Annotated in this window: 21 protein-coding genes; 12 read left to right on the top strand and 9 right to left on the bottom strand. The window is 75.6% G+C overall.

Annotated elements, in window-relative coordinates; translation table 11 throughout:
- Window positions 1-8 precede the first annotated feature (8 nt).
- Window positions 9-4649: a RodZ family helix-turn-helix domain-containing protein gene (locus GYH36_RS12795; protein ID WP_162290026.1), complete on the top strand. Its 4641-nt coding sequence runs from the start codon at window positions 9-11 to the stop codon at window positions 4647-4649.
- A gap of 6 nt (window positions 4650-4655) precedes the next feature.
- Here GYH36_RS12795 and GYH36_RS12790 read toward each other — a convergent pair whose 3' ends face one another.
- From GYH36_RS12790 to GYH36_RS12780, 3 genes are all read right to left on the bottom strand, one after another.
- A complete protein-coding gene (locus tag GYH36_RS12790; protein WP_024839180.1) occupies window positions 4656-5411 on the bottom strand; it encodes an SAM-dependent methyltransferase in 756 nt (251 codons plus the stop codon).
- A 65-nt stretch (window positions 5412-5476) separates the two neighbouring features.
- Complete coding sequence (gene bsh, locus GYH36_RS12785; RefSeq protein WP_024839181.1) at window positions 5477-6442, bottom strand: choloylglycine hydrolase; 966 nt, start codon at window positions 6440-6442, stop codon at window positions 5477-5479.
- Window positions 6443-6561: 119 nt separating this feature from the next.
- Window positions 6562-7203 (bottom strand): GntR family transcriptional regulator, encoded by a 642-nt coding sequence (locus GYH36_RS12780; RefSeq protein ID WP_024839182.1) that lies wholly within the window; start codon window positions 7201-7203, stop codon window positions 6562-6564.
- 112 nt (window positions 7204-7315) lie between these two features.
- On the opposite strand from GYH36_RS12780, the gene GYH36_RS12775 reads away from it, so the two are divergent.
- The 7 genes from GYH36_RS12775 to GYH36_RS12745 are packed head-to-tail and all read left to right on the top strand — an operon-like array spanning window position 7316 to window position 12475.
- On the top strand, window positions 7316-8458 hold the full coding sequence (locus tag GYH36_RS12775) for a mandelate racemase/muconate lactonizing enzyme family protein (RefSeq protein WP_024839183.1): 1143 nt from the start codon (window positions 7316-7318) through the stop codon (window positions 8456-8458).
- Window positions 8455-9228 carry an SDR family NAD(P)-dependent oxidoreductase gene (locus GYH36_RS12770; RefSeq protein WP_024839184.1) on the top strand — a complete coding sequence of 258 codons (774 nt, stop codon included), beginning with the start codon at window positions 8455-8457 and terminating at the stop codon, window positions 9226-9228. The genes GYH36_RS12775 and GYH36_RS12770 overlap by 4 nt, the downstream gene beginning before the upstream one ends.
- Entirely contained in the window at window positions 9225-9647 is a 423-nt protein-coding gene (locus tag GYH36_RS12765) for a sensory rhodopsin transducer (protein ID WP_024839185.1), read from the top strand. Before GYH36_RS12770 ends, GYH36_RS12765 begins: the two co-directional genes overlap by 4 nt.
- A gap of 40 nt (window positions 9648-9687) precedes the next feature.
- On the top strand, window positions 9688-11130 hold the full coding sequence (locus GYH36_RS12760) for a sugar porter family MFS transporter (protein ID WP_312028629.1): 1443 nt from the start codon (window positions 9688-9690) through the stop codon (window positions 11128-11130).
- An 18-nt stretch (window positions 11131-11148) separates the two neighbouring features.
- A complete protein-coding gene (locus tag GYH36_RS12755; protein WP_024839187.1) occupies window positions 11149-11574 on the top strand; it encodes a hypothetical protein in 426 nt (141 codons plus the stop codon).
- Window positions 11571-11912: a transcriptional regulator gene (locus GYH36_RS12750; protein ID WP_024839188.1), complete on the top strand. Its 342-nt coding sequence runs from the start codon at window positions 11571-11573 to the stop codon at window positions 11910-11912. Before GYH36_RS12755 ends, GYH36_RS12750 begins: the two co-directional genes overlap by 4 nt.
- Window positions 11909-12475 (top strand): GNAT family N-acetyltransferase, encoded by a 567-nt coding sequence (locus GYH36_RS12745; RefSeq protein WP_024839189.1) that lies wholly within the window; start codon window positions 11909-11911, stop codon window positions 12473-12475. The genes GYH36_RS12750 and GYH36_RS12745 overlap by 4 nt, the downstream gene beginning before the upstream one ends.
- Before the next feature lie 70 nt (window positions 12476-12545).
- Here GYH36_RS12745 and GYH36_RS12740 read toward each other — a convergent pair whose 3' ends face one another.
- The 4 genes from GYH36_RS12740 to GYH36_RS12725 all read right to left on the bottom strand — a co-directional run bounded on the left by GYH36_RS12740 (window position 12546) and on the right by GYH36_RS12725 (window position 16185).
- On the bottom strand, window positions 12546-13301 hold the full coding sequence (locus GYH36_RS12740; protein ID WP_312028628.1) for a glycosyltransferase family 2 protein: 756 nt from the start codon (window positions 13299-13301) through the stop codon (window positions 12546-12548).
- 288 nt (window positions 13302-13589) lie between these two features.
- Complete coding sequence (locus tag GYH36_RS12735) at window positions 13590-14414, bottom strand: DUF5926 family protein (protein WP_162290025.1); 825 nt, start codon at window positions 14412-14414, stop codon at window positions 13590-13592.
- 10 nt (window positions 14415-14424) lie between these two features.
- Window positions 14425-15528 (bottom strand): pirin family protein, encoded by a 1104-nt coding sequence (locus GYH36_RS12730; RefSeq protein WP_162290024.1) that lies wholly within the window; start codon window positions 15526-15528, stop codon window positions 14425-14427.
- Between the two features lie 84 nt (window positions 15529-15612).
- A complete protein-coding gene (locus GYH36_RS12725; RefSeq protein WP_162290023.1) occupies window positions 15613-16185 on the bottom strand; it encodes a dihydrofolate reductase family protein in 573 nt (190 codons plus the stop codon).
- A 74-nt stretch (window positions 16186-16259) separates the two neighbouring features.
- On the opposite strand from GYH36_RS12725, the gene GYH36_RS12720 reads away from it, so the two are divergent.
- Window positions 16260-16826 (top strand): TetR/AcrR family transcriptional regulator, encoded by a 567-nt coding sequence (locus GYH36_RS12720; RefSeq protein WP_155099516.1) that lies wholly within the window; start codon window positions 16260-16262, stop codon window positions 16824-16826.
- Window positions 16827-17466: 640 nt separating this feature from the next.
- Here GYH36_RS12720 and GYH36_RS12715 read toward each other — a convergent pair.
- On the bottom strand, window positions 17467-18471 hold the full coding sequence (locus GYH36_RS12715; protein ID WP_246209386.1) for a hypothetical protein: 1005 nt from the start codon (window positions 18469-18471) through the stop codon (window positions 17467-17469).
- Window positions 18472-18529: 58 nt separating this feature from the next.
- Window positions 18530-19105: a DinB family protein gene (locus GYH36_RS12710; RefSeq protein ID WP_024839196.1), complete on the bottom strand. Its 576-nt coding sequence runs from the start codon at window positions 19103-19105 to the stop codon at window positions 18530-18532.
- Between the two features lie 69 nt (window positions 19106-19174).
- On the opposite strand from GYH36_RS12710, the gene GYH36_RS12705 reads away from it, so the two are divergent.
- From GYH36_RS12705 to GYH36_RS12695, 3 genes are all read left to right on the top strand, one after another.
- Window positions 19175-19789: a TetR/AcrR family transcriptional regulator gene (locus tag GYH36_RS12705; protein WP_024839197.1), complete on the top strand. Its 615-nt coding sequence runs from the start codon at window positions 19175-19177 to the stop codon at window positions 19787-19789.
- A 98-nt stretch (window positions 19790-19887) separates the two neighbouring features.
- Window positions 19888-21192 (top strand): MFS transporter, encoded by a 1305-nt coding sequence (locus GYH36_RS12700; protein WP_162290022.1) that lies wholly within the window; start codon window positions 19888-19890, stop codon window positions 21190-21192.
- Window positions 21193-21287: 95 nt separating this feature from the next.
- Window positions 21288-21956, top strand: a complete 669-nt coding sequence (locus GYH36_RS12695) for a biliverdin-producing heme oxygenase (RefSeq protein ID WP_024839199.1) — start codon at window positions 21288-21290, stop codon at window positions 21954-21956.
- The last annotated feature ends 69 nt before the right edge of the window (window positions 21957-22025 follow it).

The raw sequence follows: 22025 nt of genomic DNA, 5'->3' as shown, positions 1-22025 counted from the left end.
CTGGTCCGGTGACGTTCCCGGCCGCCGCGCTCCCCCCTGCCCGCACCCAGCCCGCCCGCCGGGACCGGGGCCTCGGGCCGCGGACGACAGCGCTCGCCACGGCCGTCGCCCTGCTGCTGACGCTCCTCGCCACGGCCGGCCCGGCGGCGGCGACCGCCGCGGCCGGTTCGGCGGCGGCGACCACCGAGGACACCGTCGCCGCCGGCCCGCTCGCCGCCGATCCCGCGCACGACCCGCGGCCCGTCGTGCTGGTCGCGGTGGCCGGCCTGTACTGGAGCGACGTCTCCCCCACCGCGACGCCCACGCTGTGGTCGATGATCCGCACGGGGTCCGTCGCCTCCCTCAACCTCGGGCGCACGGCGTGCACGACCGACGCGTGGCTCACGCTCTCGGCGGGGCGCATGGTGTCGGCGCAGGCGGACGAGCCGCCCGCGGAGCCGCTCCCCGCCGACGCCGAGGAGCCCGCGAGCGGCTGCCTCCCCCTGCCCGTGCCCGACGTCACGCCGACGGGGGCGACCACGCCCGACGCGCGCCCCGCCGACGTCCCCGGCTGGGCCGTGCTCACGGCACCGGCCGCGGAGGAGACGCCCGCGCAGGCGGCGCGGCACGACCCCGGGACGGCCGCGGCCCGGCTCGCCGAGACAGGGGTCTGCACGACCGCCGTCGGGCCGGGTGCCGCCGTGATGCTCGCGGACGCCGTCGGTCGCGTCGAGCGGTACGCGCCCTCGCTCGCCGCGCTCCCCGACGACGGCCTCGACGCGTGCGACGTGACGGTCGTCGACCAGGGCGAGATCGTCGACTCGGCCACCGGCCGCGGCGAGAGCCTCGACGAGCTCGACGAGGCGCTCGCCCGGGTCATGGACGAGGCCGACCGGGGCACGCGCGTCCTGGTGGCCGGCGTGTCGGCAGGACCGGTCGGCGAGACGGGGCTCCAGGTCGTCGTCGACTGGCGCAAGGGGCAGCCGACGAGCCGCTGGCTCCACTCGCCCAGCACGCAGAAGGACGGCATCGTCCAGCTCACCGACCTGACGGCGACCGTCGTGGAGTCGGCGGGCGGCAGCACGGAAGGGCTCGAGGGCGCCGCCCTGGAGCAGGGCGAGGTGCGGCGCATGGACGTCGCCCGGACGGTCGAGAACCGGCAGTACCTGAACGTCCTCACCAGCACCATCCCCACCCTCTACCCCGTGCTCGTCGGGCTCCTCGTCGGCACCCTGGTCCTCGCGCTCGGCGGCGCCCTGTGGGCGCGTCGCGCCGCCGTCCGCCGCGGGCGCGAGCCCGGCCCGGGGCCGCGCGGCCTGCGCGTGCTCTCCGCCGTGCTCATGGTGGTCGCGGCGGCGCCGGTCGCGGCGTCGCTCGCGAGCCTGTCGCGCTGGTGGGTGTGGAGCGCGCCCGCGCCGGCCCTCACGCTCGCGCTCGCGGTGAGCGCGGTCGTCGTCGCCCTCGTCGCGTGGGTCGTCTCGCGCCTCCTGCCGCGACGCCCGTGGGCACTGCCGTCGGCGCTCGCCGGGGTCACGTGGCTCGTGCTCACCGTCGACGGCGCGACCGGCACGACGCTCCAGCAGGCGTCCCTGCTCGGGACGTCGGCCGTCGTGGGCTTCACGCGCTTCTACGGCTTCAACAACGTCACCTTCGCCGTGTACGCCGTCGCCGGCCTCGTCCTCGCGGGCAGCCTCGCGTCGGCCGCGACCGCCCGCGGACGACGCCGCCTCGCGGCCTGGACCGTCGTCGCCGTCGGGGCGGTCACGGTCGTCATCGACGGCTGGCCCGCGTTCGGCGCCGACTTCGGCGGGATCCTCGCGCTCGTCCCCGCGTTCGCCGTCCTCGCGCTGCTCGTGGGCCGGGTGCGCATCACGTGGCTGCGCGCGCTCGTCGTCGCGCTCGCGACGGTGCTCGTGGTCGTGGTCGTCGCGGTCGTGGACTGGCTGCTGCCGGGCGGGAGGTCACACCTCGGCGGGTTCGTCCAGACCGTCGTGGACGGGGCCGCGCTCGACGTGATCGGCCGCAAGGCGCTCGGCGCGTGGGCCACCCTCGCGAACCCGCTGGGCGCGGTCGCGGCGGTCCTCGTGGTGCTGCTCGCCGTCGCCGTGCTGCGCCCCGAGCGGTTCCGCCTGCCGGAGGTCGCGCGGGCCTACGAGACCTGGCCGCTGCTGCGCCCGCTGGTCGTGGCGCTCGTCGTCGTCGCGGGCGTCGGCTCCGTCCTCAACGACTCGGGCGTCATCATCGCGGTCATGGTCGTGGTCGTCGCGACCGCGATGATCGTCCCCGGCTTCCTCGCGCGCCCCGCGCCCCCGCAGACCGTGCGGGCCGTGCCCGAGCCGGGGATCCGGCGCATGCCGACCATGCTCGCGACCGTGGGGGGTGGGCTCCTGCTCGTCCTCCTGCTCGCCTCGACGGTGCTCGCCTCGTCGGGGCTCCGGCCGGCGGCCAGCGCCGCCCCGGCGGGCGGCGAGGCCTCGGTGACCCGCTCGGACGCGATCGCGACGGACCGGCCGATCGTCGTCGTCGGCACCACGGGCGTCACGTGGGGCGACGTCACGTCGTCGGCCACCCCCACCCTCCACGCCTTGCTCACCGACGGCGCGGGCGCGGGCGGCGTCTCCCAGCCCACGGGGGCGGCGAGCCGCTGCACCGTCGGCGGCTGGCTCGCGCTCTCCGCCGGGCAGCTCGCCGAGGTCGCGACCGAGCGCGCAGCCGACGGCGCATGGGCGTGCCCGACGCCGCAGCCCGCCCCCGACGGCGCGGACGGGGCGCAGGTCGAGGGGTGGGACGACCTGGTCGCCCTCCAGCGCGGCTCGGGCTACCAGGCGCGCCTCGGCGTCCTCGGCGACGCGCTCGCCGCAGCCGGCGCCGACGGAGCGGTGTGCGCGACGGCGGTGGGCCCGGGCGCGGCGGTCGCCCTCGCGGACTCCACGGGCCAGGTCGCCCGCTACCGCGACCTCGCGGACGCGACGGCACCCGGCTCCGACGCGTTCGCGTGCCCCGTGACCGTCGTCGACGCGGGCGACGCGACCCCGCCGGTCGTCGACCCCGACCTCCCGGCGGACGAGCGCGCCACGCTGCGCAGCACCCTGCGCGCCGACCGCCTCACCGCGGTCGACGCGACCGTCGGCGCCGTGCTCGACGCGGCCCCGAGCGGCACGACCGTGCTCGTCGTGGACGTCGCCGGCACGCCCGGCACCCGACCCGCGCTCGGCACGACGCTCGTGCGCCCGTCGTCCGACGGCCCCGACCAGTCCCGCTACCTGACGAGCGCCGCCACCCGGACCGACGGCGTCGCGCGCGTGCTCGACGTCCCGGCGACGGTGCTCGATGCCGCGGGCGCCGCGACGCCGGCACGGATCCAGGACACACCGGTGGCATGGGGCTCGCCGCGCCCGGCCGACGCGACGTCGACCGCCGACGCCCTCGCCGACCTCACGACGCGCGACCACGTGCGCCGCGCCGTCTACACCGCGTTCGTCGACGTGCCGCTCTACGCGGGGCTCGTGATCGCCGGGCTGTGCCTCCTGCTCGCGCCGCGCGCCGCGCGCGCGACGGGCGACGGGCGACGTGCCCGGTGGGCCCGGGCGGCGCACTGGGCCCGCGGGTCCGCGCTCGTCGTCGCCGCGGTGCCCACCGCCGCCTTCCTCGTGTCGCTCACGGGCTGGTGGCGGTTCGGGAACCAGACGCTCGCGATCGTCGTGTCCACGGTCCTCGCGACGGCAGCCGTCGCCGGCCTGGGCGCCCTCGCCCCACGCCGTCCGGTCTGGCTCGGCCCCGGCATCGTCGCAGGGCTCACGTTCGCCGTGCTCACGCTCGACGCGCTCGTCGGCACCCCGCTCAACCGGGCGAGCCCGCTCGGTTCGGCGCCCACGTTCGGCGCCCGGTTCTACGGGTTCGGGAACCCGACGTTCTCCGTGTACGCGGTCGCGGCGCTCGTCGTCGCCGCGGCGCTCGCGCAGTGGCTCGTCGCGCGCGGCCACCGGTACGCCGCCGCCGCGACGGTGGGCGTCATCGGTCTCGTGACGATGGTCGTGGACGTGTGGCCGACGCTCGGCGCCGACCTCGGCGGCGGTCTCGTCGTCGTGCCGGCGTTCGCCGTGCTGGGCCTCGCCGCCTCGGGCGCGCGCGTCACGTGGCGGCGCTTCCTGCTCGTCGCGGCGGCGGGCGTCGCGCTCGTCGCCGCCGTCGGCGTGCTCGACTGGCTGCGCCCGGCCGACGAGCGTTCGCACCTGGGCCGGTTCGTCGGGCAGGTGGTCGACGGGTCGGCGTGGGAGACGCTGCTCCGCAAGGCAGGCTACGCGGCGCGGTCCGTGCTGGGCGGGGTGCCGGTGTGGCTGACGATCGCCGTGCTCGTCGCGGCCGCGCTGCTGCTCTTCTGGCCCCGGCGCTTCACGCCGCAGTGGTTCGCGCGCACGGAGGCCGCGTGGCCGCTCGTGCGACCGACCCTGCTGGCGCTGTGGATCGTGGCCGTCGCGGGCTCGCTCGTCAACGACTTCGGCGTGCGGATCGCGCTCATCGCGCTCATCCCGGCCGTCCCGCTGCTCACCGTCGCCGCGCTCCACGCGGCCGACGACGGCGGCGGCACGGGCGAGAGCGCGGACGACGACCCGGACGACCGCTCCGGCGCGGAGGGCCCCGCGGCGCGGGTCGGGAGCACCACGTCCTGACGCAGGTCAGTCCCGCACGTCGGTCGCGACGTCGTGCAGGACGAAGGTCGCGAACCCCAGCTCGCGTCGGGCACCGTCCAGCCAGGCGTCACGATTCCCGCGCGCGGCGGCGAGCGCCTGGGCACGGTCCTCGGCCGTCGGGGCCTCCCGGACCGCCCAGTCGACGAGCGACCCAGCCCAGCTGAGCTGGTAGTCGTCCCACTCGGCCAGGGTGCTGACGTGCCCGAACGACGGCTCGAAGCCGTGCGCACGGACGGCCCGCACGAAGCCGGCGAGATCGGGATAGGCGTCGGCGGGGACGTCGAGCGCCGCGAGCGCCGAGTCCGACGGGGTGCCCTCCCAGATGCTGTCACCGACGAGCGCCTGGCCGCCGGGGCGCAGTCGCTGCCGGACGGCGCCCAGCGTGGCGTCCAGTCCCCCGAAGGCGTGGCTCGCGCCGACGCACAGCACGACGTCGAACGCCCCGTCGTCCCAGGTGGCGGCGTCCGCCTCGATCCACCGCACCCGGTCGCTCAGCCCTCGCTCGTCGGTGCGCCGTGCCGCCGAGGCCGGGAGCATGTGGTCGATCCCGACGCCGGTGGTCCCGGGGTGGGCGAGCAGCAGCTCCTGCAGCCACTCGCCCTCGCCGCACCCGAGGTCGACGGCGCGGGCGCCGTCGGCCGGGCTCAGCCAGCCGACCAGCTCCCGCAGCCGCTCGGGCGCCACGGGCGCCCCGATCGGATGGCGCAGGTGGGCGATGTCGAAGATCTCGGACCGTTCCATCCCGCGACGCTACAGGCCGCCCACGCCGCGCCGGTGCCGCCCTCCGGGCCGCACCACCGGGTGGCTCACGCGCGGAGCGCGCCCTCGGTGAGCACGAGCCCGCTGCCGCTCGCCACGAGGTCGGCCATCGCGACGCTCCGGACCGCAGGGTCCTCGTACGTGTTCCAGTAGTAGGTCTGCGTGCGGGCGGAGAACAGGCCCGTGTAGACGGTCTTCTCGAACTCGCCGGACCCCATCGCCGCGCAGCCGTCGACCATCGCGACCTGCTGCAGCGTGTGGAAGGCGCGGCTCACGTTCTCCTCCTCGGTGCCCTTCGTCGGGTAGTGGGAGTTCACGTAGGCCGCGCGGACGAAGCGGGACGGCGAGTAGTAGTCGCCGGGGACGCCGCGCATGTGCGAGCCCGAGCCGAACGGGGCGAGGTGGGCCCGGCCCACGAGGGTGTCCTCGGGGAAGTCCGGCGAGACGTTGAGGTAGTTGCGCAGGTTCTCGTGGTGCCAATCGAACCCGGGCTGGTTCGTGAGGACGTCGACGTCGTCGTCGAACACCTGCATGCCCGCGCTGGTGTACTCCACCACGATCGCGCGGCGCGCGTCGCCGATGATCCAGTGGAGCAGCGAGCTCGGGTACCTGTCGTTGATCGGACGGTCCACGATCGCGACGTCGCGCAGCGCGGCCTCGACCTCGTCGACCGTCGCGAACTGCGCGCACACCCACAGCGGGAGCTCGAACGCGGCCACGTTGACCGCGCCGTCGACCGGGCCGGAGGCGTACTCCGCGTACCCGGGGAAGTTGAGGCCCGCGACGGCGAGACCCGCGTCGTTGCCGCAGTCGAAGTACAGCGGGGTGTCGTCCTCGACGATCCCCATGCCGAGGACCGCGTGCTCGATCCCGCGCACCGCGCCGAACGGCGACCGGGGCGTGTAGCCCGTCGGGGTCAGCAGCACCTGCTGCCCGTAGCCCGTCGTCCAGTCGAGGTTGCGGGCGAGATAGAGGTTGCCGTCGTCGTCCGTGAACCTGATCCCTGTGCACATGGCGCTGCCCCCGTCGTCGTCGGTCCGGCTCGCGCGGCGAGCCGCCCGGGCACGCCGTCGTGCCCGCCCTCCCATGGTGCGTCCGTGCGGGCTCCGGGGCCACTGCCGGCGCCGGCCGGTCAGGGCTGGAGGTACACCGAGACGTGGGCCTCGATCGCGCGCTCCGCACGGCCGGGGTCGCCCGAGCGGAGCGCGTCGAGCAGCTCACGGTGCTGCTCGACGACGGCGTGCGGGTCCTCGTGGTGCGGCGCGTCGCGGACGAAGTACGCGCGGACGCGCGGCTGGATGAGCCGCCAGATCTGCAGCGACTGCGTGTGGCTCGCGGCGGCGATCACCGCCTCGTGGAACTCGAGGTCCAGGTCGGCGAGGCGACGGGCGTCGAGCGGGTCCGCCGCGCGCTCCATCGCCGCCACCGTGCGGTCGAGCGCGTCCAGGAGCGCGGGGTCCTGCGCGCGCGCCGCCGCGCGGAACGCGACCTTCTCGATGACGGTCCGCACCGGGACGAGGATCTCGGCGATCTCCTCCTGGGAGACGTCCACCACGACGGCGCCGCGGTAAGGGTGGGAGACGACGAGCCCTTCCTGCTCGAGCACCATGATCGCCTCCCGCACCGGGCCGCGGCTGATGCCGTAGGAGGCGGAGAGGTCACGCTCGACGAGGCGGTCGCCGGCGGCGAGGTCGCCGGAGGCGATGCGTTCGCGCAGGTGGCGCAGGACCCAGTCGCGCCGGGACTCGGGCGGCGATGCGGGCAGGACGGGCACGACGGCGACCCTCTCACTCGGAATGGCCCCACCCTAATCGATGGCCGATGGTTGACCATCTACCATCGGCCCACCTAGAGTCACGGTCCACGGCACCGACGAGAGGACACCCATGAGGATCACCGCCATCACCGCCGCCGGCCTGCGCGGCGCCACCCCCGAGGGCGGCTGGCAGGAGGAGCTGCGCCAGGACGACGTCGTGCACACCCTCGTCGCCGTCCACACCGACGAGGGGCTCGTCGGCGTCGGCAGCGTGTTCACGACCGAGGACCTCGTGCGCGGCGCGCTCGACGTCCTGCGGCCCCTGCTCCTGGGCGCGAACGCGCTGGAGCCGGAGCGCACGAGCGAACGGCTGCACCGCACGACGTTCTGGATGGGGCGCGGCGGGTCGATCACGCACGCGATCAGCGGCGTCGACACCGCGCTGTGGGACCTCCTCGGCCAGGCGACGGGACAGCCCGTCGGGCGCCTCCTCGGCGGGCGGTACCGCGACCGGGTGCGCCCGTACGCCTCGCTGCTCATGGACCAGCCCGACGCGCTGCGCGACCACCTCGCCGCGCTGCGCGCCGAAGGATGGACCGCGTTCAAGATCGGCTGGGGCCCCTTCGGCCGGGTCGACGAGCGGCTCGACGAGCGCATCGTCGCCGCGGCGCGCGACGCCGTCGGCCCCGACGCGATGCTCATGGTCGACGCCGGCGGCAGCGACAGCGCGTGGAGCCAGGGCTACAAGTGGGCCCTGCGGACCGCCCGGATGCTCGACGCGTACGGCGTCGCCTGGTTCGAGGAGCCGCTGCCGCCGGACGCGATCGAGGACTACACCCACCTGCGCCGGCGCTCGCCCGTGCCCATCTCGGGCGGTGAGGTGCTCACGCGCCGCCAGGCGTTCCAGCCGTGGATCGAGGGCGGCGCCCTGGACATCGTGCAGCCCGACGTCACGAAGGTCGGCGGGACGAGCGAGCTGCGGCGCATCGCGTGGTCCGCGCACGACCACGGCGTCAAGCTCGTGCCGCACGGGTGGAACACCGCCGTCGGGCTCGCCACCGACCTCCAGCTCGCCTCCGCCCTGCCGGACACGGACCTCGTCGAGTACGTCACCGGCTCGCCCTACATCGACGACCTGACGACCGACCGCTGGACGCTCGACGAGGACGGGATGCTCCCGATCCCGGACGGCCCGGGCCTCGGCGTCACGCTCGACCGCGAGCGCCTCGCGCGCTACTGCGACGTCGACGCGCTGCTCGGGAGCGCGGCGTGAGCCCCCGGTCGCTCGTCGTGACGGGCGCGGCGTCGGGGATCGGCCGCGCGGTCGCCGTGGGCGCCGCCCGGGACGGCTGGTTCGTGCACGTGCTCGACCTCGACCCCGACGGCGCCGCGGCCACCGTGGACCTCGCCCGGGAGTCGGGTGGGGACGGGCGCGCACACGTGCTCGACGTGACCGACGCTGCCGCCGTCGCGGCGGCGGTCGGGACGGCCGCGGACTCCGGGCCGCCGCTGCGCGGCCTCTTCGCGGGCGCCGGGATCGACGTGGGCGGGGCGGCGCACGAGCTCGAACCGGCCACGTGGCGCCGCGTGCTCGACGTCAACGTGACGGGCACGTTCCTCGTCGTGCGCGAGGTGCTGCGCACGATGGTCGCCGACGGCGGCGGGAGCGTCGTGCTGTGCGGCTCGCCGGCCGCGACGGTCGGCTTCGCGGCCGGGGGCGCGACGGCGTACGGCGCCTCGAAGGGGGCGATCTCGTCCATGGTCCGCACGCTCGCGGTCGACTACGCGCGCCACGGCGTCCGGGTGAACGCGATCGTGCCCGGCCCGACGGAGACCCCGCTCATGTGGGCCAACGTGCCCGCCGACGAGGTGGACGCGACACGCGCGCAGATCGAGCGCGAGGTCCCGCTGGGCCGGCTCGCGCGGCCCGAGGAGATCGCCGAGCCCGTGCTCTGGCTGCTGTCGGACCGCTCGTCGTACACGACCGGGTCGCTCGTCGGGTGCGACGGCGGCGTCCTCGCCAAGTCGTCGATCAGCGTATGAGCGCGCCGGGCGCCCCGGCACGTCGCCCCCAGGTCGGGGCGACGTGCTGGGCGATCGGCGACGGCTGGATCCCGCCGTACGGCACGGGCGAGGACCCGACCCTCGCGAGTCACGAGAGCCTGTGCCTGCTCAACGCCGGTCCCGACGACGCGCGCGTCGAGATCCGGCTCTACTTCGCCGACCGCCCGCCGGCCGGCCCCTACGTCGTGGTGGTGCCCGCCGAGCGGGTGCGCCACGTGACGCTCAACGACCTCGACGACCCCGAGCCCGTGCCCCGCGGCACCGACTACTCGGCCGTCGTCGTCGCGTCGGCGCCCGTCGTCGTCCAGCACACGCGGCTCGACTCGCGGCAGGCCGCCAACGCCCTGTTCAGCACGATCGCCCATCCCGTCGACACCTTCCGAGAGGACCTCCGATGACGCAGACCTCCACCCCGACGACCTTCCGCCGGGGCACGCCGTGAACGCCGCGACGGGCCGCCTGGGCCACGGCGCCCTCACCCCGCTCGTCGTCGCGTCGACCGTCGGGGCGGCGCTGGGCGGGTTCATGTTCGGCTTCGACACGGCCGTGGTCAACGGCGCCGTCGACGCCCTCAAGGCCGAGCTCGGCGTCGGGAGCGCGCTCGTGGGCGTGATCGTCGCGAGCGCGCTCCTCGGCGCGGCGGTGGGCGCCTTCTCCGCGGGCACGATCGCGGACCGCTTCGGACGACGGCGCCTCATGATGGTCGCCGGGACCCTGTTCGTCACCACGTCGGTGCTGTGCGCCGTCGCGCACGACGGCCCGACCCTCGCGCTGTGGCGCTTCCTGGGGGGCGTCGGGGTGGGCATGGCGTCCGTCGTCGCGCCGCTCTACATCGCCGAGATCGCGCCCGCCCGGCTGCGCGGGCGGCTCGCGACAGCGCAGCAGATGTCGATCGTCCTGGGCATCTTCGCCGCGCTCGTCTCGAACGCGTTCCTCGTGCGCGCCGCGGGCGGGGCCGAGGCGGAGCTGGCCCTCGGCCTGCCTGCCTGGCGGTGGATGTTCCTGGTCGCGGTCGTGCCGTCGGTGGCGTACGTGGTCGCGGCGGTCCTGCTGCCCGAGTCGCCGCGGTACCTCGTGATGCGCGGCGACCGCGACGGCGCCGCCCGCACGCTGCGGCGCCTCCACCGCGTCCCGGAGGGCGACGCGCTCCTTGCCGTCGCGACCATCGAGGGGACGCTCCACGAGGCGCGGCCGGCGTGGTCCCACCTGTTCTCCGGGCCGGGCCGCCTCAAGCCCATCGTCTGGCTGGGGATCGCGCTCGCCGCGCTCCAGGCGCTCGTGGGGATCGACGTCATCTTCTACTACTCGACGTCGCTCTGGGCGCAGGTGGGCTTCGGCGAGCAGCAGGCCTTCTGGCTCTCGGCCCTGACGTCGCTCGTCAACGTCGCGGCGACCGTCGTCGCGATCTTCCTCGTCGACCGCGTGGGGCGGCGTCGCCTGCTGCTCGTGGGGTCGGTGGGCATGACGGTCGCCCTGGCCGTCATGGCGACCGGGTTCGCCCAGGCGCGGCAGACCGCGGACGGCGTCGTGTTCGTCGACGCGTGGGGCGTCGTGACCCTGGTCGCGGCGAACGTCTTCGTCGTGGCCTTCGCCGTCTCGTGGGGTCCGGTGGTGTGGATCCTCGTCGGGGAGATGTTCCCCAACCTGATGCGCGCCCGCGCCGCCTCGCTCGCCGCCGCCGCGAACTGGGCGGCGGGCATCGCCGTCAACCTCACGTTCCCCTCGCTCCGGGACCTGTCGCTCCCCGGCAGCTACGCCCTCTACGCGGTGTTCGCGGCCGCGTCGTTCGTGCTCGTGCTCCGCGCGCTGCCCGAGACGGCGAACCGCCCGCTCGAGGAGATGCGGGAGGAGACGGCGTCGGGTGGACATCGATCACTTTAGGAGTGTTAAAGTGATTGCATGATCCAGAACTCCATCACCCCGGAGCAGGCCCGTCGTCAGCTCGGCCAGGCGGAGGAGGTCGCCGCCCAGGCCCACCGCGCGACTCGCTGGTACCCCTGGCTCAGCGTCGGGCACGCCGTCACCGCCCTCGCGTACACGATCGCGATCGACGTCCTCGACGCACCGTGGTGGCCTGCCACCACGGTGCTCGTGGTCGTCCTCGCCCTGCTGTGGTCCGCCGTCGCGCGGCACCACCGGACGGCGCCGCGGCACTGGGTGCGCGACATGGGCATCGCCCTGATCACCTGGGCGGTGCTGTACTTCGCGATGCTCGACCCGGCGCTCCAGCTCGTCGGCGCGGCGTCGCCGGCCTGGTGGGTCCTCGCCGGCGTCGTCGCCGCCTCCCCGTTCGCGGCGTGCGCGTTCGCGAGCGCACGCCGGTGAGCCACCCGCGCAAGGGCCTGGACGCGCTCATCCACTCGCCCGTGCGCTTCTCGATCCTCGCCGCCCTGGCGAACGTCGAGAGCGCGGACTTCCGCTTCCTGGCCGACCTGGTCGAGCTGAGCGACTCGTCCCTCTCCCAGGCCCTCACCGCCCTCTCCGACGCGGGTCTGGTGGAGATCCGCAAGGAGGCCGCCGGGCGCCGGACGCGCACGTGGGTCCGCATCAGCGACCGCGGGCTCGACGCGTTCCGGCAGCACGTGCGCACCCTCGAGCAGATCGCCCGCACCGGCGCGATCGAGCCGCGACCCGACCCGACCCCGAGAGACACCGCACCATGACGCCCACGTTCCGTCGAGCCACCGCCGCCGACGTCCCCGCCGCGGCCCGCACCCTCGCCGCCGCGTTCCACGACTACCCCTGGACCCGCTGGGCCGTCCCGGAGGACGGCTACCCCGAGCGCCTCGCCGCGCTCCAGGAGATCTACCTCGAGCACGCCCTCGCGCACGGGATCGTCGTCGTCCACGAGCCGGTGGACGCCGTCGTCGCGCTCATGCCGCCCGACGCCCCCGCACCCCCCGACGACGTCCAGGAACGGGTCGCCGCGCTGCACGGCCCGCGCCTGCAGGCCGTGGCAACTGCGGAGCTCCCGCCGCCCCGCCCGGACGCCTGGGTGCTCGCGACGGTAGGGGTCCTGCCGTCGCTCCAGGGCACCGGGCTCGGCACCGCGGTGTGCCGGGCGGCGCTGCGCGAGCCCGCACTCGGGGACGCGCCCGTCGCGCTCGAGACCTCCGACGCGCGCAACGTCACCTTCTACGAGCGGCTGGGCTTCGTGCGCACCGCGACCACGCAGGTGCACGACGGCCCCGTCGTGCACGGCATGGTCCGCACGCGGACGCTCTGAGCCCCGCCGCCGAGCCGCCGCGCCGATCGGCCTGCCGTGCCGGGTCGCCCGGTGCGGCGGCCCCGCGTGGCTAGTGGTCGCCCGCGCGCACCCGGTCGACGGCGGAGCGCATCTTGCGCGCGTTCACGGCGAGCAGCACGTCCCGGTACTGGGCGGCGCGGTGGAGCTGGCCCTTGAGGTCGTTCGACGACGCGCGGTGGCGCAGGTCGCACGGCACCTCGACCGCGACGTACCCCTTGCGGAGCAGGTCGATCGTCATGCCGGTCTCGACGCCCCAGCCGCGCGCGAGCGGGGTCGCGGCCTCGAACGCCTCGCGCGTCAGGCAGCGCATGCCGGAGAGCGGCTGCGTGGGCGTCCAGCCCGTGAGGGACTGGATCGCGCGGCGCGCGGCGCCGACGACGATGCCCCGACCGCCCGCGCCCGGCTGTGGCGGCAGCAGCGCGATCGCGAGGTCCGCGTACCCGTCGAGCACGGGCGGGACGAGCGGTGCGGTGTTCACGGCGGTCTCGCCGAGGTCGCCGTCGATGAAGAGCAGGAGGCGCGGGGGGCGGTCGGCGGCGTCGCGCATCGCCACGACGGCGGCGCCCGTCTCCATCGCCGCGGCCTTGCCGCGGTTGTGCGAGTGGCGCACGACGACGGCGCCCGCCTCGCGCGCGACGTGCTGGGTGTCGTCCTCGCTGCCGTCGTCCACGACGAGCACGAGGTCGACGTGCGGGATGGCCTTCGCGGCGCGGACGGTCGCCGCGATGCGCCGCGACTCGTCCTTGGCGGGGATGATGACCGCGACGCGCTGGCGCACCGCGCGGGCGCTGCGCCCCTCGCCCACGACGGGGCGCGGGGTCCGTGCGCGCGTGCCGGAGGCCGAGAGGTACGTCGGCGGCGCGCTCGCCCTGTCCGCGGGGCCAGTCCCCGCTCTGTTCCCCGACTCAGTCGACCGATGGTCCGCGTTCACGCCGCCCAGCCTAGTAGTGCAAAGAGTTGGCCGCAGAAGTGTCGTCGTTCCACCAGGAGATCCGCTCGGGATCTTCGCAGGGCGACCGGGCTGCGTTCCCGGGTCCCCCGGATCCTACTCGACGCGGGCGCCCGCCGACAGGGAGCCGGCGGGCCGGCGACGTCAGCGCAGGGTGACCTGGCGCGAGACGATCCCGGCGCGCGCCCGGCGCTCGTTCGCGTCGAGCGGCTCGGTGACCGCGAGCGCCTCCGCGAGACGCGCGTCGAGCTCGGCGACCGGGCCCTCGAGCTCGTCCGCCTCCGTGCCGCGCGGCAGCTCCCACACCGGGACGAGCAGGCCGCTGGACCGGAACGCGCCGACGAACCTGCCGTCCGCGAGGCCGGACTCGCGGCGCGCGTGCAGGCGCGAGATCGCGTCGATGAGCGCGTCCTCGGGCTCGGGCCGCGCCCACCGCAGGAACTCGCGCGACATGCGGCACCAGTACGCCGAGGGGACGGCGTCGAGCTTGACCGTGGGCACCATGGACTCGGCCGCCTGGTCGAGCGACGCGCGCAGGTCCGCCGTGATCTCCTCGGCCGGGTCGAGCCAGAACGCGAAGTCCTCGTGGACCGTGACGTCGAACGGGACCGAGAGGTCGAGGACGTCCTGGAGGCGCGGGCCGGCCTCCGGCAGCGCGCTCATCTCGATGGACGTGCCCGGCTCGGCGTCGATCGCCTCGAGCAGGGCGGCGGCGAGGTCGCGGCTCGTGTCGCCCGAGCCCGCGAGCGTCTGGACCGCGAGGAGGATCGTGCCGTCCTGACGGTGCAGCGCGGCCCACCCCGCGGGCAGGACCGTGACGACGAGGACGTCGCGCGCGCCGTGCTCGGCGGTCGTGCGGGCGGTCGCGGTGGCCGAGGGCACGACCTCGCGCATCGCGACCCAGTCGGTCTCGCCGGGGAGCCCCTCGAACGGGCGCAGCACGAAGTCGGGCGTGGAGTTCTTGGCCATGCGCGGCAGTCTACTGGCGCGCGGTCGGCGGCCCCGGCGGCGCGGGGCGCGTGCGCGGGCGCAGCCGGACGTCGGGGAGCGCGGGCGCCGGGAGGGGACCGCCGTCGTACCCGACGACCTCGCCGAAGCGGCCGTCCCGCGCGCCGTCGGCGTAGCGCGTCCCGCCGTGGTTCGGCCCTCCGCCGCCGGTCGTCACGAGCTGCGCCTGCCAGTCCTCGCGGGCGCGCGCGACGTCGTCGTGCGACCGCCCGACGAAGTTCCACCACATGACGATGTCCTCGCCGAACGGCTCGCCGCCCACGAGCACGGCGCGCGCGGGCCCGTCCGCGCCCGCCTCGACCGTGAGGGTCGCGCGACCGGGGGCGACGTACCCGAGCGACGACGCCGGGACCGGCGCGCCCTCGAGCCGCACGGCTCCGTCGTCGACGAGCAGGCCGTGCTCGAACGCCGGGTCCACGTCGAGCACCACGCGCGCACCCGGCTCGAGGTCCACCTGCGCGCCGACGAGCGGGGTGTACGCGGTCGCGGGCGACCGGAGCAGCGTCCCGGCGACCCGCAGGCCACCGAGGAAGACCTGGACGCGCGCGCCGCCCGCGGTCGCGACGGGCAGGTCCGCATGGTGCTCGAACGCGGGCGGGTCGCCGAGCCGGTCCCCGGGCAGCGCGACCCAGAGCTGGACCCCGTGCAGAACGGGCGGCCGGGCGCCGCGCGGCGACTCCTCCGAGTGCGAGATGCCGCGTCCCGCGGTCATGAGGTTGAGCTCCCCGGGGCGGACCGTCCGGAGCGAGCCGACCGCGTCCCGGTGCAGGATCTCCCCCGCGAAGAGCCACGTGACCGTCTGGAGGCCGGTGTGCGGGTGCGGGGGCACCTGCATGCCGTCGGTGCCGTCCCCGATCTCCGGCAGCGGGTCCGGGCCGTAGTGGTCGAGGAAGCACCACGCGCCGACGAGCGAGCGGGCGCGCTGCGGGATCGTGCGCCGCACGCGCATCGCGCGCGTGCCGCCGAGCGGGACGTCCCGGTGCTCGAGGATCTCGATCACCCCGGCCGCGCCGCCCTGCGGGGTCGCCCCGGCGGAGCCCACGCGCTCCTCGGGACGGGTCTCGAGGTTGCTCATCCGTCGAGCGTAGGCGCTGCGGGGCCGCGCGGGGAGGTCTCGCGCGTCACCCCGGCGCTCCCCGGTCGGGCCCCGGCCCCGCGCTCAGCCTCGCGCGTACTCGGCGAGCACGACGCCGGACTCGTACGGCGTGACCGCCACGGGCCGCAGCGCCGCCGGACGGTACGGCCGGTCGCCGAACAGCCGGACGCCGTCGCCGAACAGCACGGGGTTGATCTTGAGCACGAGGCGGTCGATCTCGTCGGCGAGCACGGCGGCGAGCGCGCCCCCGCCGCAGAGCCAGATGCCGGCGCCGTCCTCGGCCTTGAGCTCGCGGACGACCTCGACCGGGTCCCGGTCGGTCAGCTCGACGCCCGCGGCGCCGTCGGGCGCCTCGTGCTCGCGCGAGAACACGATCTGGCGCAGGTGCCGGTAGGGGTCCGGCTGGGCCGGGAGCCCGACGGCGTAGGTGTTCCACCCCATGAGGACGGTGTCGAACGGGCCGCCGTCCACGGCGAGCCCCGCGGCGGCCGCGAGGTCCGTGGGGGCGGTCCCGCGGTACTTCTCCCAGATCCCCGCCATGTGGTCGCCCTCGAAGAGGAACGCGTCGAACTCGCCCGACGGGCCGGCGATGAAGCCGTCCGCGCTCACGGCGACGTAGTAGGTCAGGTCTCGCATGCTGCCTCCTGGCACAACGGGTGTAGTGGTTGGAACCATAACAGGTGTCGTGGTCGGGCGGGTACCCTGAGGCCATGGCGAAGAACGACGCACGCCGCCAGGCCCTCGCGGACGCGGGGATCGCGGTGCTCGCGCGCGAGGGCTCCCGCGGCCTCACGCACCGGGCGGTCGACGCGGAGGCGGGCGTCCCCGTGGGCACGACGTCCAACTACTTCCGCAGCCGGGAGGCGCTCGTCACCGGCCTCTTCGACCGCATCGGCGCGCGGCTGGCGCCCACCCCGGAGGACCTCGCCGCGCGGGCCGACGAGCCGCCGAGCCGCGCGCTCTTCGCCGCGTACGTGCGCGACATCGTGCGCCGCCTCACCACCCACCGCGAGGTGACCCTCGCGCTCTACGAGCTCCGCCTCGAGGCCGCCCGACGGCCCGACCTCGCGCGCTCGCTCGGGGAGTGGCAGCGCGCCGGGCTCGACGCCGACGTCGCGTTCCACGAGGCCGCCGGGCTCCCCGGCGGGCGGCGGGAGGTCGCGCTGTTCCACTACGCGATCGAGGGGCTCGTCCTCGACCGCCTCGTCGCGCCCGTCGACCCGGAGACGTCCACCGACGAGATCGTCGACGCGCTCGTGGCCGGCCTGCTCCCGTAGCCGTCGCCCGGGTCGGCGCGCACCGCGCGTCGCGCTGGACGGCCTTCGCACGGCGCGGATCCCGCGGGAAGATGGCAGCGAGGCCCCTCGGAGCAGGATTCCGAGGGGCCTCGCCGTTCCGCGCGACCCCGGGGCGGTCGGGCCGAGGCCCGTCGGGGCGCCGCTCGCGACGAGGCGGCCCGGCGCCGTCGTCGTGGCCCGGGGGTGCCCGGGCGGGCGGTGGCGCCGATCGCGGTCGGCCTTCCGGGTCCGTCGGAACCTGCGTCGTCGCACGCAGCCCGCAGCAGGGGGCGCGGGTCGTCCACCGTTCTCCGGTCGGCCGTGCCCTCGCGTTCGCCCGAGGACGTCGTGCGCTCCTGGCGGGGCCCTGGGGCCCCTGGGTGTGCGTGCCGGAACGTCGTCGTCCACGTGCGGCCGTCCGGGCCGTTAGGCACGTTTGTAGTCCTCGCCCCGGGGGTCTGCAAGGGTTCCGACCGATGTCATTCTGGCGTCCCCGAAGGCCACAGGTTCGTCCACAGGCCGCCCCGCGCCGTTCCCACGCGACCCACAGCCCTGTGGACGAATTCTGTGGACGACCGCGCGGCTCGCCGCGCCCCGCGACGCGCCCGTGCGCACGTCGTGCGCACGGCCTTCGGACGCGTCAGACCCAGAACTGCGTCGTCGGGGTGGCGGCCGGCGTGAGCCGCTCGTCGAGGTCGAGGTCGCGCACGACGAACCCGCCGTCGTCCACGAGGGCCCCCGCGAGCCGGCCCTGGAGCATCGCCGCGAGCCGTGCGACGAGCACCCGGGCGCGCGAGCGCGCGATGACGTGCAGCCCCGACGGGCGCTCGACCTCGAGCTCGAACGGGTCCGGGGGCACCCACGTCACGCCGTAGGCGTGCGGGCCGTGCTCGCGCCAGTCGAGCGCCCCGAGCGCGAGCGGCACCTGCGGCACGCGCCGCGCCCAGAGCCGGACCGCGCCGTCGTACGGGGTCTCGCCGGACAGGACGTACTCCGCGAGGCCGTCGGGGCGCGGGTGGACCGCGACGACGCGCGCGCTCGGCACGGTCGTGCGCAGCACGCCCAGCGCGTCGTCCGGCCCGAGCACCTGCGCGCTGTACAGCGTGAGGTCGACGCCGGACGCCGGGTCGGGCGTGAGGACCGTGCGGCCGTCGGCCACGACCGCTCCCCCGACGCGGCGCGCCGCGGCGACGGCCCAGCCGAGCACCTGGAGCTCCAGCCCCTGCGGCAGCCCGGCGGCGAAGGCGCGCGCGAGGCCGTCGCGGTCGTCGGCCACGGCCGGCACCTGGCGCGGCGCCGGGTCGTCGACGTGGAGCGCGAACGCCTCCGCGGCGCCCGCCGCGAGGTCGAGCGCCTGCGTCTGGGCGGGAGTGAGCGGGAACGGCCCGACGGCGCGCGCGCCGTCGGCGAGGCGCAGCTCCCCGGGCGCGACGACGCCGTCGGGCACGACGCCGCGGAACCGCGCTCCGGCCATCGGGCGGGCCGCTCCCCCGCCGCCGGGCGGGGACGTCCAGGCGGCGTCGGCGAACCACGCGCGCGCGAGCGCGTCCACGGGCGTGCGCGCCGCGCCGCGCGAGCGGGGCAGCGCGAGGAGGTGGGCACCGGCGTGCGCGTCTGGCACGAGACCGGCGACGGTGGCGTCCATGACCGGAGCGTAGTTGGTCCGGAATGCCGGGATGTTACGCGCGTGTCACGGGATCGGGTCAGGCGCGGACGTCGTGCAGGTGGTGGACGACGTCGTGGACGAAGTACTGCCCGAGCGTGCGGACGGTGAACACCGACCCGTTCGAGCGCCGTCCGGGGCGCTCCCACTGGTCGGGGACGAGCGCGTCGAACCGACCGGCGACCCGCTCGCCGGCGACCCGGAGCTCGCGCGCGACGGCGGCCGGGTCCTGGTGCGCGTAGTCCTCCTCGACCGCGGTCGCGTCCTGGTCCCAGTTCGCGAACTGCGGGTCGTCGCCCTCGACCATGGACTGCACGCGCACGTCGAAGACCGAGAACACGTCGCGCACGTGCGCGGCGTACTCGAGCACGGACCACGTCGTCGGGGCCGGACGGTCGCGCACGTCATCGCGGCCGAGGGCGGCGACGTAGCGCGGGATCGCGTCGCGCACGGCCGCGCCGACCTGGTCGGGCGTCACCTCGGCGGCCACGAAACCGCACTCGGGACAGGGTCGCTCCATGACCCACGTCCAGTCCTTGGTGTCCGCGGGGACGGGCGGGAACTGCGGGTCCGGCGCGGCGGCGGGCACGCCCTCGGGCGAGGCGGTCGGGTCCATGGCGGCAGTGTGCCAGACGGCGCCGACCAGGCGATTAGCGTTCTGACACGACCTCCCTATGATGTCAGCATGCCCAAGATCATCGGAGGGTCCCTCCACGAGCACCGCGCCCAGACCCGGCAGAAGCTCTTCGCGGCGCTCTCGACCCTCATGACGGACCGGGGCTTCGACGCGATCTCGCTCGCCGACATCGCGGCGGCCGCAGGGGTGGGTCGCACGGCGGTCTACAACCACTTCCCCGACAAGGAGGCGCTCCTGCTCGGGTTCATCACCCACGAGACGGAGCAGTACGTGGGCACGCTCGAGCGCGCGCTCGAGGACGTGGACGACCCCGTGGAGCAGCTGCGCACGTACATCCGCCAGCAGGCGCAGCTCAAGCGCGTCTTCCACCTCGCCCCGGGGCCGGACCTGCGGACGGTGCTCTCGCGGTCCACGCGGCAGCGCCTGCGCGAGCACGCCGAGCTCGTCGAGGCGATCCTGCGCCGCATCGTCGGCTCGGGGATCGAGGCCGGGGAGTTCCCGGCGCAGGACATCGACACGACCGTCCAGCTCGTCAACGCGTGCCTCTCGGGCCGGCTCGTCCCCGACGACCCGGCCGCGCGCGAGCAGGCGATCGAGGCGACCGAGGCGTTCGTGCTGCGCGCCGTCGGCGCCGACGTCCCGTCGCCCGCGCTCTCGCGCTGACGCCCGTCCGGCCGACCGCCCCGCTCGGTCTTCTGCTGCGTGCGGAAGAGCCGGGAATCACGGTGCTGCCCGCAGCAACCGTCACCTAGCCTCGGGGGATGCCGACCGTCCGCCGCCGCACGCGCCCACGCACGACCGCGCGGACGCGTGCCGGGCTCGGGGTCCCGTTCCGCAACGTCTTCACGGCGAACCTCAGCTCGAGCCTCGGCGACGGCGTCGCCCGGGTCGCGGCACCGCTGCTCGCGGCCCGGCTCACCGACGACCCCCTCCTCGTCGGCGGCGTCGCCGCTGCCTCGCTCCTCCCGTGGCTCTTCCTCGCGATCCCCGCCGGCGTGCTCCTCGACCGCGTGGACCGCCGCCACGCGCTCGCGCTCGCGAACGGCGCGCGCACGCTCCTCGCGCTCGGCCTCGTGGCGCTCGCCGCGACCGGCACGCTGACGATCTGGTGGCTGTTCGCCGTCGTGTTCCTCTACGGCGCGCTCGAGACCGTGTACGACGGCGCGATCCGGGCCGTGCTCCCCTCGATCGTCGCGCCCGCCGACCTCCCGCACGCCAACTCCCGCATCGAGGCGGGCGAGATCACCGTCCAGAACTTCCTCGCGCAACCCCTCACGTCGGCGCTCTTCGCCGTCGCGGTCGTCGTGCCGCTGGGCACGGGCGCGGCCGCGTACGCGGTCGCCGGGGCGCTCGCGCTCTTCCTCCCCGCCGTCGCCGCGGGCGAGCACCGCACCCCCGGTCCCGACGGCGCCGAGCCCGCCCCTGCGTGGTTCCGCCAGCTCGGCGACGGCTTCCGCTACCTGTGGGCTCACCCCACGCTGCGCCCGCTGTGGATCCTGTCGACCGTCGTCGCGCTGTGCTTCTCGGCAGCGACCGCGACGACCGTGCTGTACGTGCTCGACGTGCTGGGCGTGCCCGAGGCCTGGTACGGCACGTTCCTGCTCGTCGGCGCGGTGGGCTCGCTCGTCGCGGCGGCCGTCGTGAACCGGGCGAAGGAGCGCTTCGGGACGGGCCGTTCCATGGCGGCGGCCAACCTGCTGTCGCCGCTGACCGTCGCGCTCCTCGGCCTCGTGCCGCTCCTGCCGTCGGGCGGCGTCGCCGTCGCGGCCGCGCTGCTCGCCGTGGGGTTCGGCGCGGTGACGCTGTGGAACGTGCTCGTCATGTCGCTGCGCCAGGCGATGATCCCGGGTCGGCTGCTCGGGCGCGTGCACGGGACGTGGCGCACGCTGCTGTGGGGCGTCATGCCGCTCGGGTCGTTCCTCGGGGGCCTGCTCGCGCGGGTCGACCTCACGACCCCGCTCCTCGTCGGCGGCGGGCTCGGCACGCTGGCCGCGCTCGTCGGATACCGGTTCGTCGCCGGGCTCCCCGACCCGGAGGACGTCGACCAGATCCCGGAACGAGGATAGGCAAGCCTCACCTGAGTGGGCTACAGTTCGTGACGCATCGTCATGACAGGACGTCATGACGCGCGAGTCCCACCCCCACGCACGCAGGAGCCACCGTGACTGCTCTCACCCACGACCTCGACCGCACCGACGAGACCGTGCCGCTGTCCCAGCGCCTGCGCGAGGGCACACGCCCGGAGCACGAGCAGGCCGAGGCCTCGGGGTTCGTCGAGCGGCTCATGTCGGGACGGCTCGACGTCGCGGCGTACGCCGACCTCGCGGCGCAGCAGTGGGCGATCTACGGCGCGCTCGAGGACGCGAGCGCCGCGATGCGCGAGGACGCCCAGGGCTCCACGCTCGTGTTCGACGAGCTCACGCGCACGCCCGAGATCGAGAAGGACCTGACGTTCCTCGTCGGCCCGGACTGGGCCGAGCGCATCGCGATCCACCCCGCGACCGAGCGCTACGTGGCCCGGCTGCGCTCCGTCGGCGCGTCCCTGCCCGCGTACGCGGCGCACGCGTACACGCGCTACCTCGGCGACCTCTCGGGCGGGCAGATCATCAAGCGCATGCTCGAGCGGCACTACGGCCTCTCCGGCGACGGCCTCGCGTTCTACACGTTCGTCGAGATCCCCAAGTCGAAGCCGTTCAAGGACGTGTACCGAGAGCGCCTCGACGCGCTCGTCCTGTCGCCGGAGCAGCTCGACGAGACCGTGGCCGAGGCCAAGCACGCGTTCCGCCTCAACAGCGACCTGTTCGCCGACCTCGGCGCCGCCCACCCCTGACCCCCAGCGCCGAGCATGCGCTTTTTTGGAGCCCCCCGCCGGACAGCCCGAACAAACTCCATAGGAGGG

It is taken from the genome of Cellulosimicrobium composti, assembly GCF_010287905.1.
In the GTDB taxonomy this organism is placed as follows: Bacteria; Actinomycetota; Actinomycetes; order Actinomycetales; family Cellulomonadaceae; genus Cellulosimicrobium; species Cellulosimicrobium composti.
The sequence above is the reverse complement of the archived record's forward strand: the minus strand, read 5'-3'. Positions and strand labels throughout refer to the sequence as shown.

Bases quoted from the DNA above. Each gene is read 5' to 3' on its own strand.
- GYH36_RS12730 (WP_162290024.1), bottom strand. From the start codon at position 15,528: ATGAGCAACCTCGAGACCCGTCCCGAGGAGCGCGTGGGCTCCGCCGGG.
- GYH36_RS12705 (WP_024839197.1), top strand. From the start codon at position 19,175: ATGCCCAAGATCATCGGAGGGTCCCTCCACGAGCACCGCGCCCAGACC.
- GYH36_RS12720 (WP_155099516.1), top strand. From the start codon at position 16,260: ATGGCGAAGAACGACGCACGCCGCCAGGCCCTCGCGGACGCGGGGATC.
- GYH36_RS12745 (WP_024839189.1), top strand. From the start codon at position 11,909: ATGACGCCCACGTTCCGTCGAGCCACCGCCGCCGACGTCCCCGCCGCG.
- GYH36_RS12700 (WP_162290022.1), top strand. From the start codon at position 19,888: ATGCCGACCGTCCGCCGCCGCACGCGCCCACGCACGACCGCGCGGACG.
- GYH36_RS12725 (WP_162290023.1), bottom strand. From the start codon at position 16,185: ATGCGAGACCTGACCTACTACGTCGCCGTGAGCGCGGACGGCTTCATC.
- GYH36_RS12710 (WP_024839196.1), bottom strand. From the start codon at position 19,105: ATGGACCCGACCGCCTCGCCCGAGGGCGTGCCCGCCGCCGCGCCGGAC.
- GYH36_RS12735 (WP_162290025.1), bottom strand. From the start codon at position 14,414: ATGGCCAAGAACTCCACGCCCGACTTCGTGCTGCGCCCGTTCGAGGGG.
- GYH36_RS12765 (WP_024839185.1), top strand. From the start codon at position 9,225: ATGAGCGCGCCGGGCGCCCCGGCACGTCGCCCCCAGGTCGGGGCGACG.
- GYH36_RS12755 (WP_024839187.1), top strand. From the start codon at position 11,149: ATGATCCAGAACTCCATCACCCCGGAGCAGGCCCGTCGTCAGCTCGGC.
- GYH36_RS12715 (WP_246209386.1), bottom strand. From the start codon at position 18,471: ATGGACGCCACCGTCGCCGGTCTCGTGCCAGACGCGCACGCCGGTGCC.
- GYH36_RS12790 (WP_024839180.1), bottom strand. From the start codon at position 5,411: ATGGAACGGTCCGAGATCTTCGACATCGCCCACCTGCGCCATCCGATC.
- bsh (WP_024839181.1), bottom strand. From the start codon at position 6,442: ATGTGCACAGGGATCAGGTTCACGGACGACGACGGCAACCTCTATCTC.
- GYH36_RS12775 (WP_024839183.1), top strand. From the start codon at position 7,316: ATGAGGATCACCGCCATCACCGCCGCCGGCCTGCGCGGCGCCACCCCC.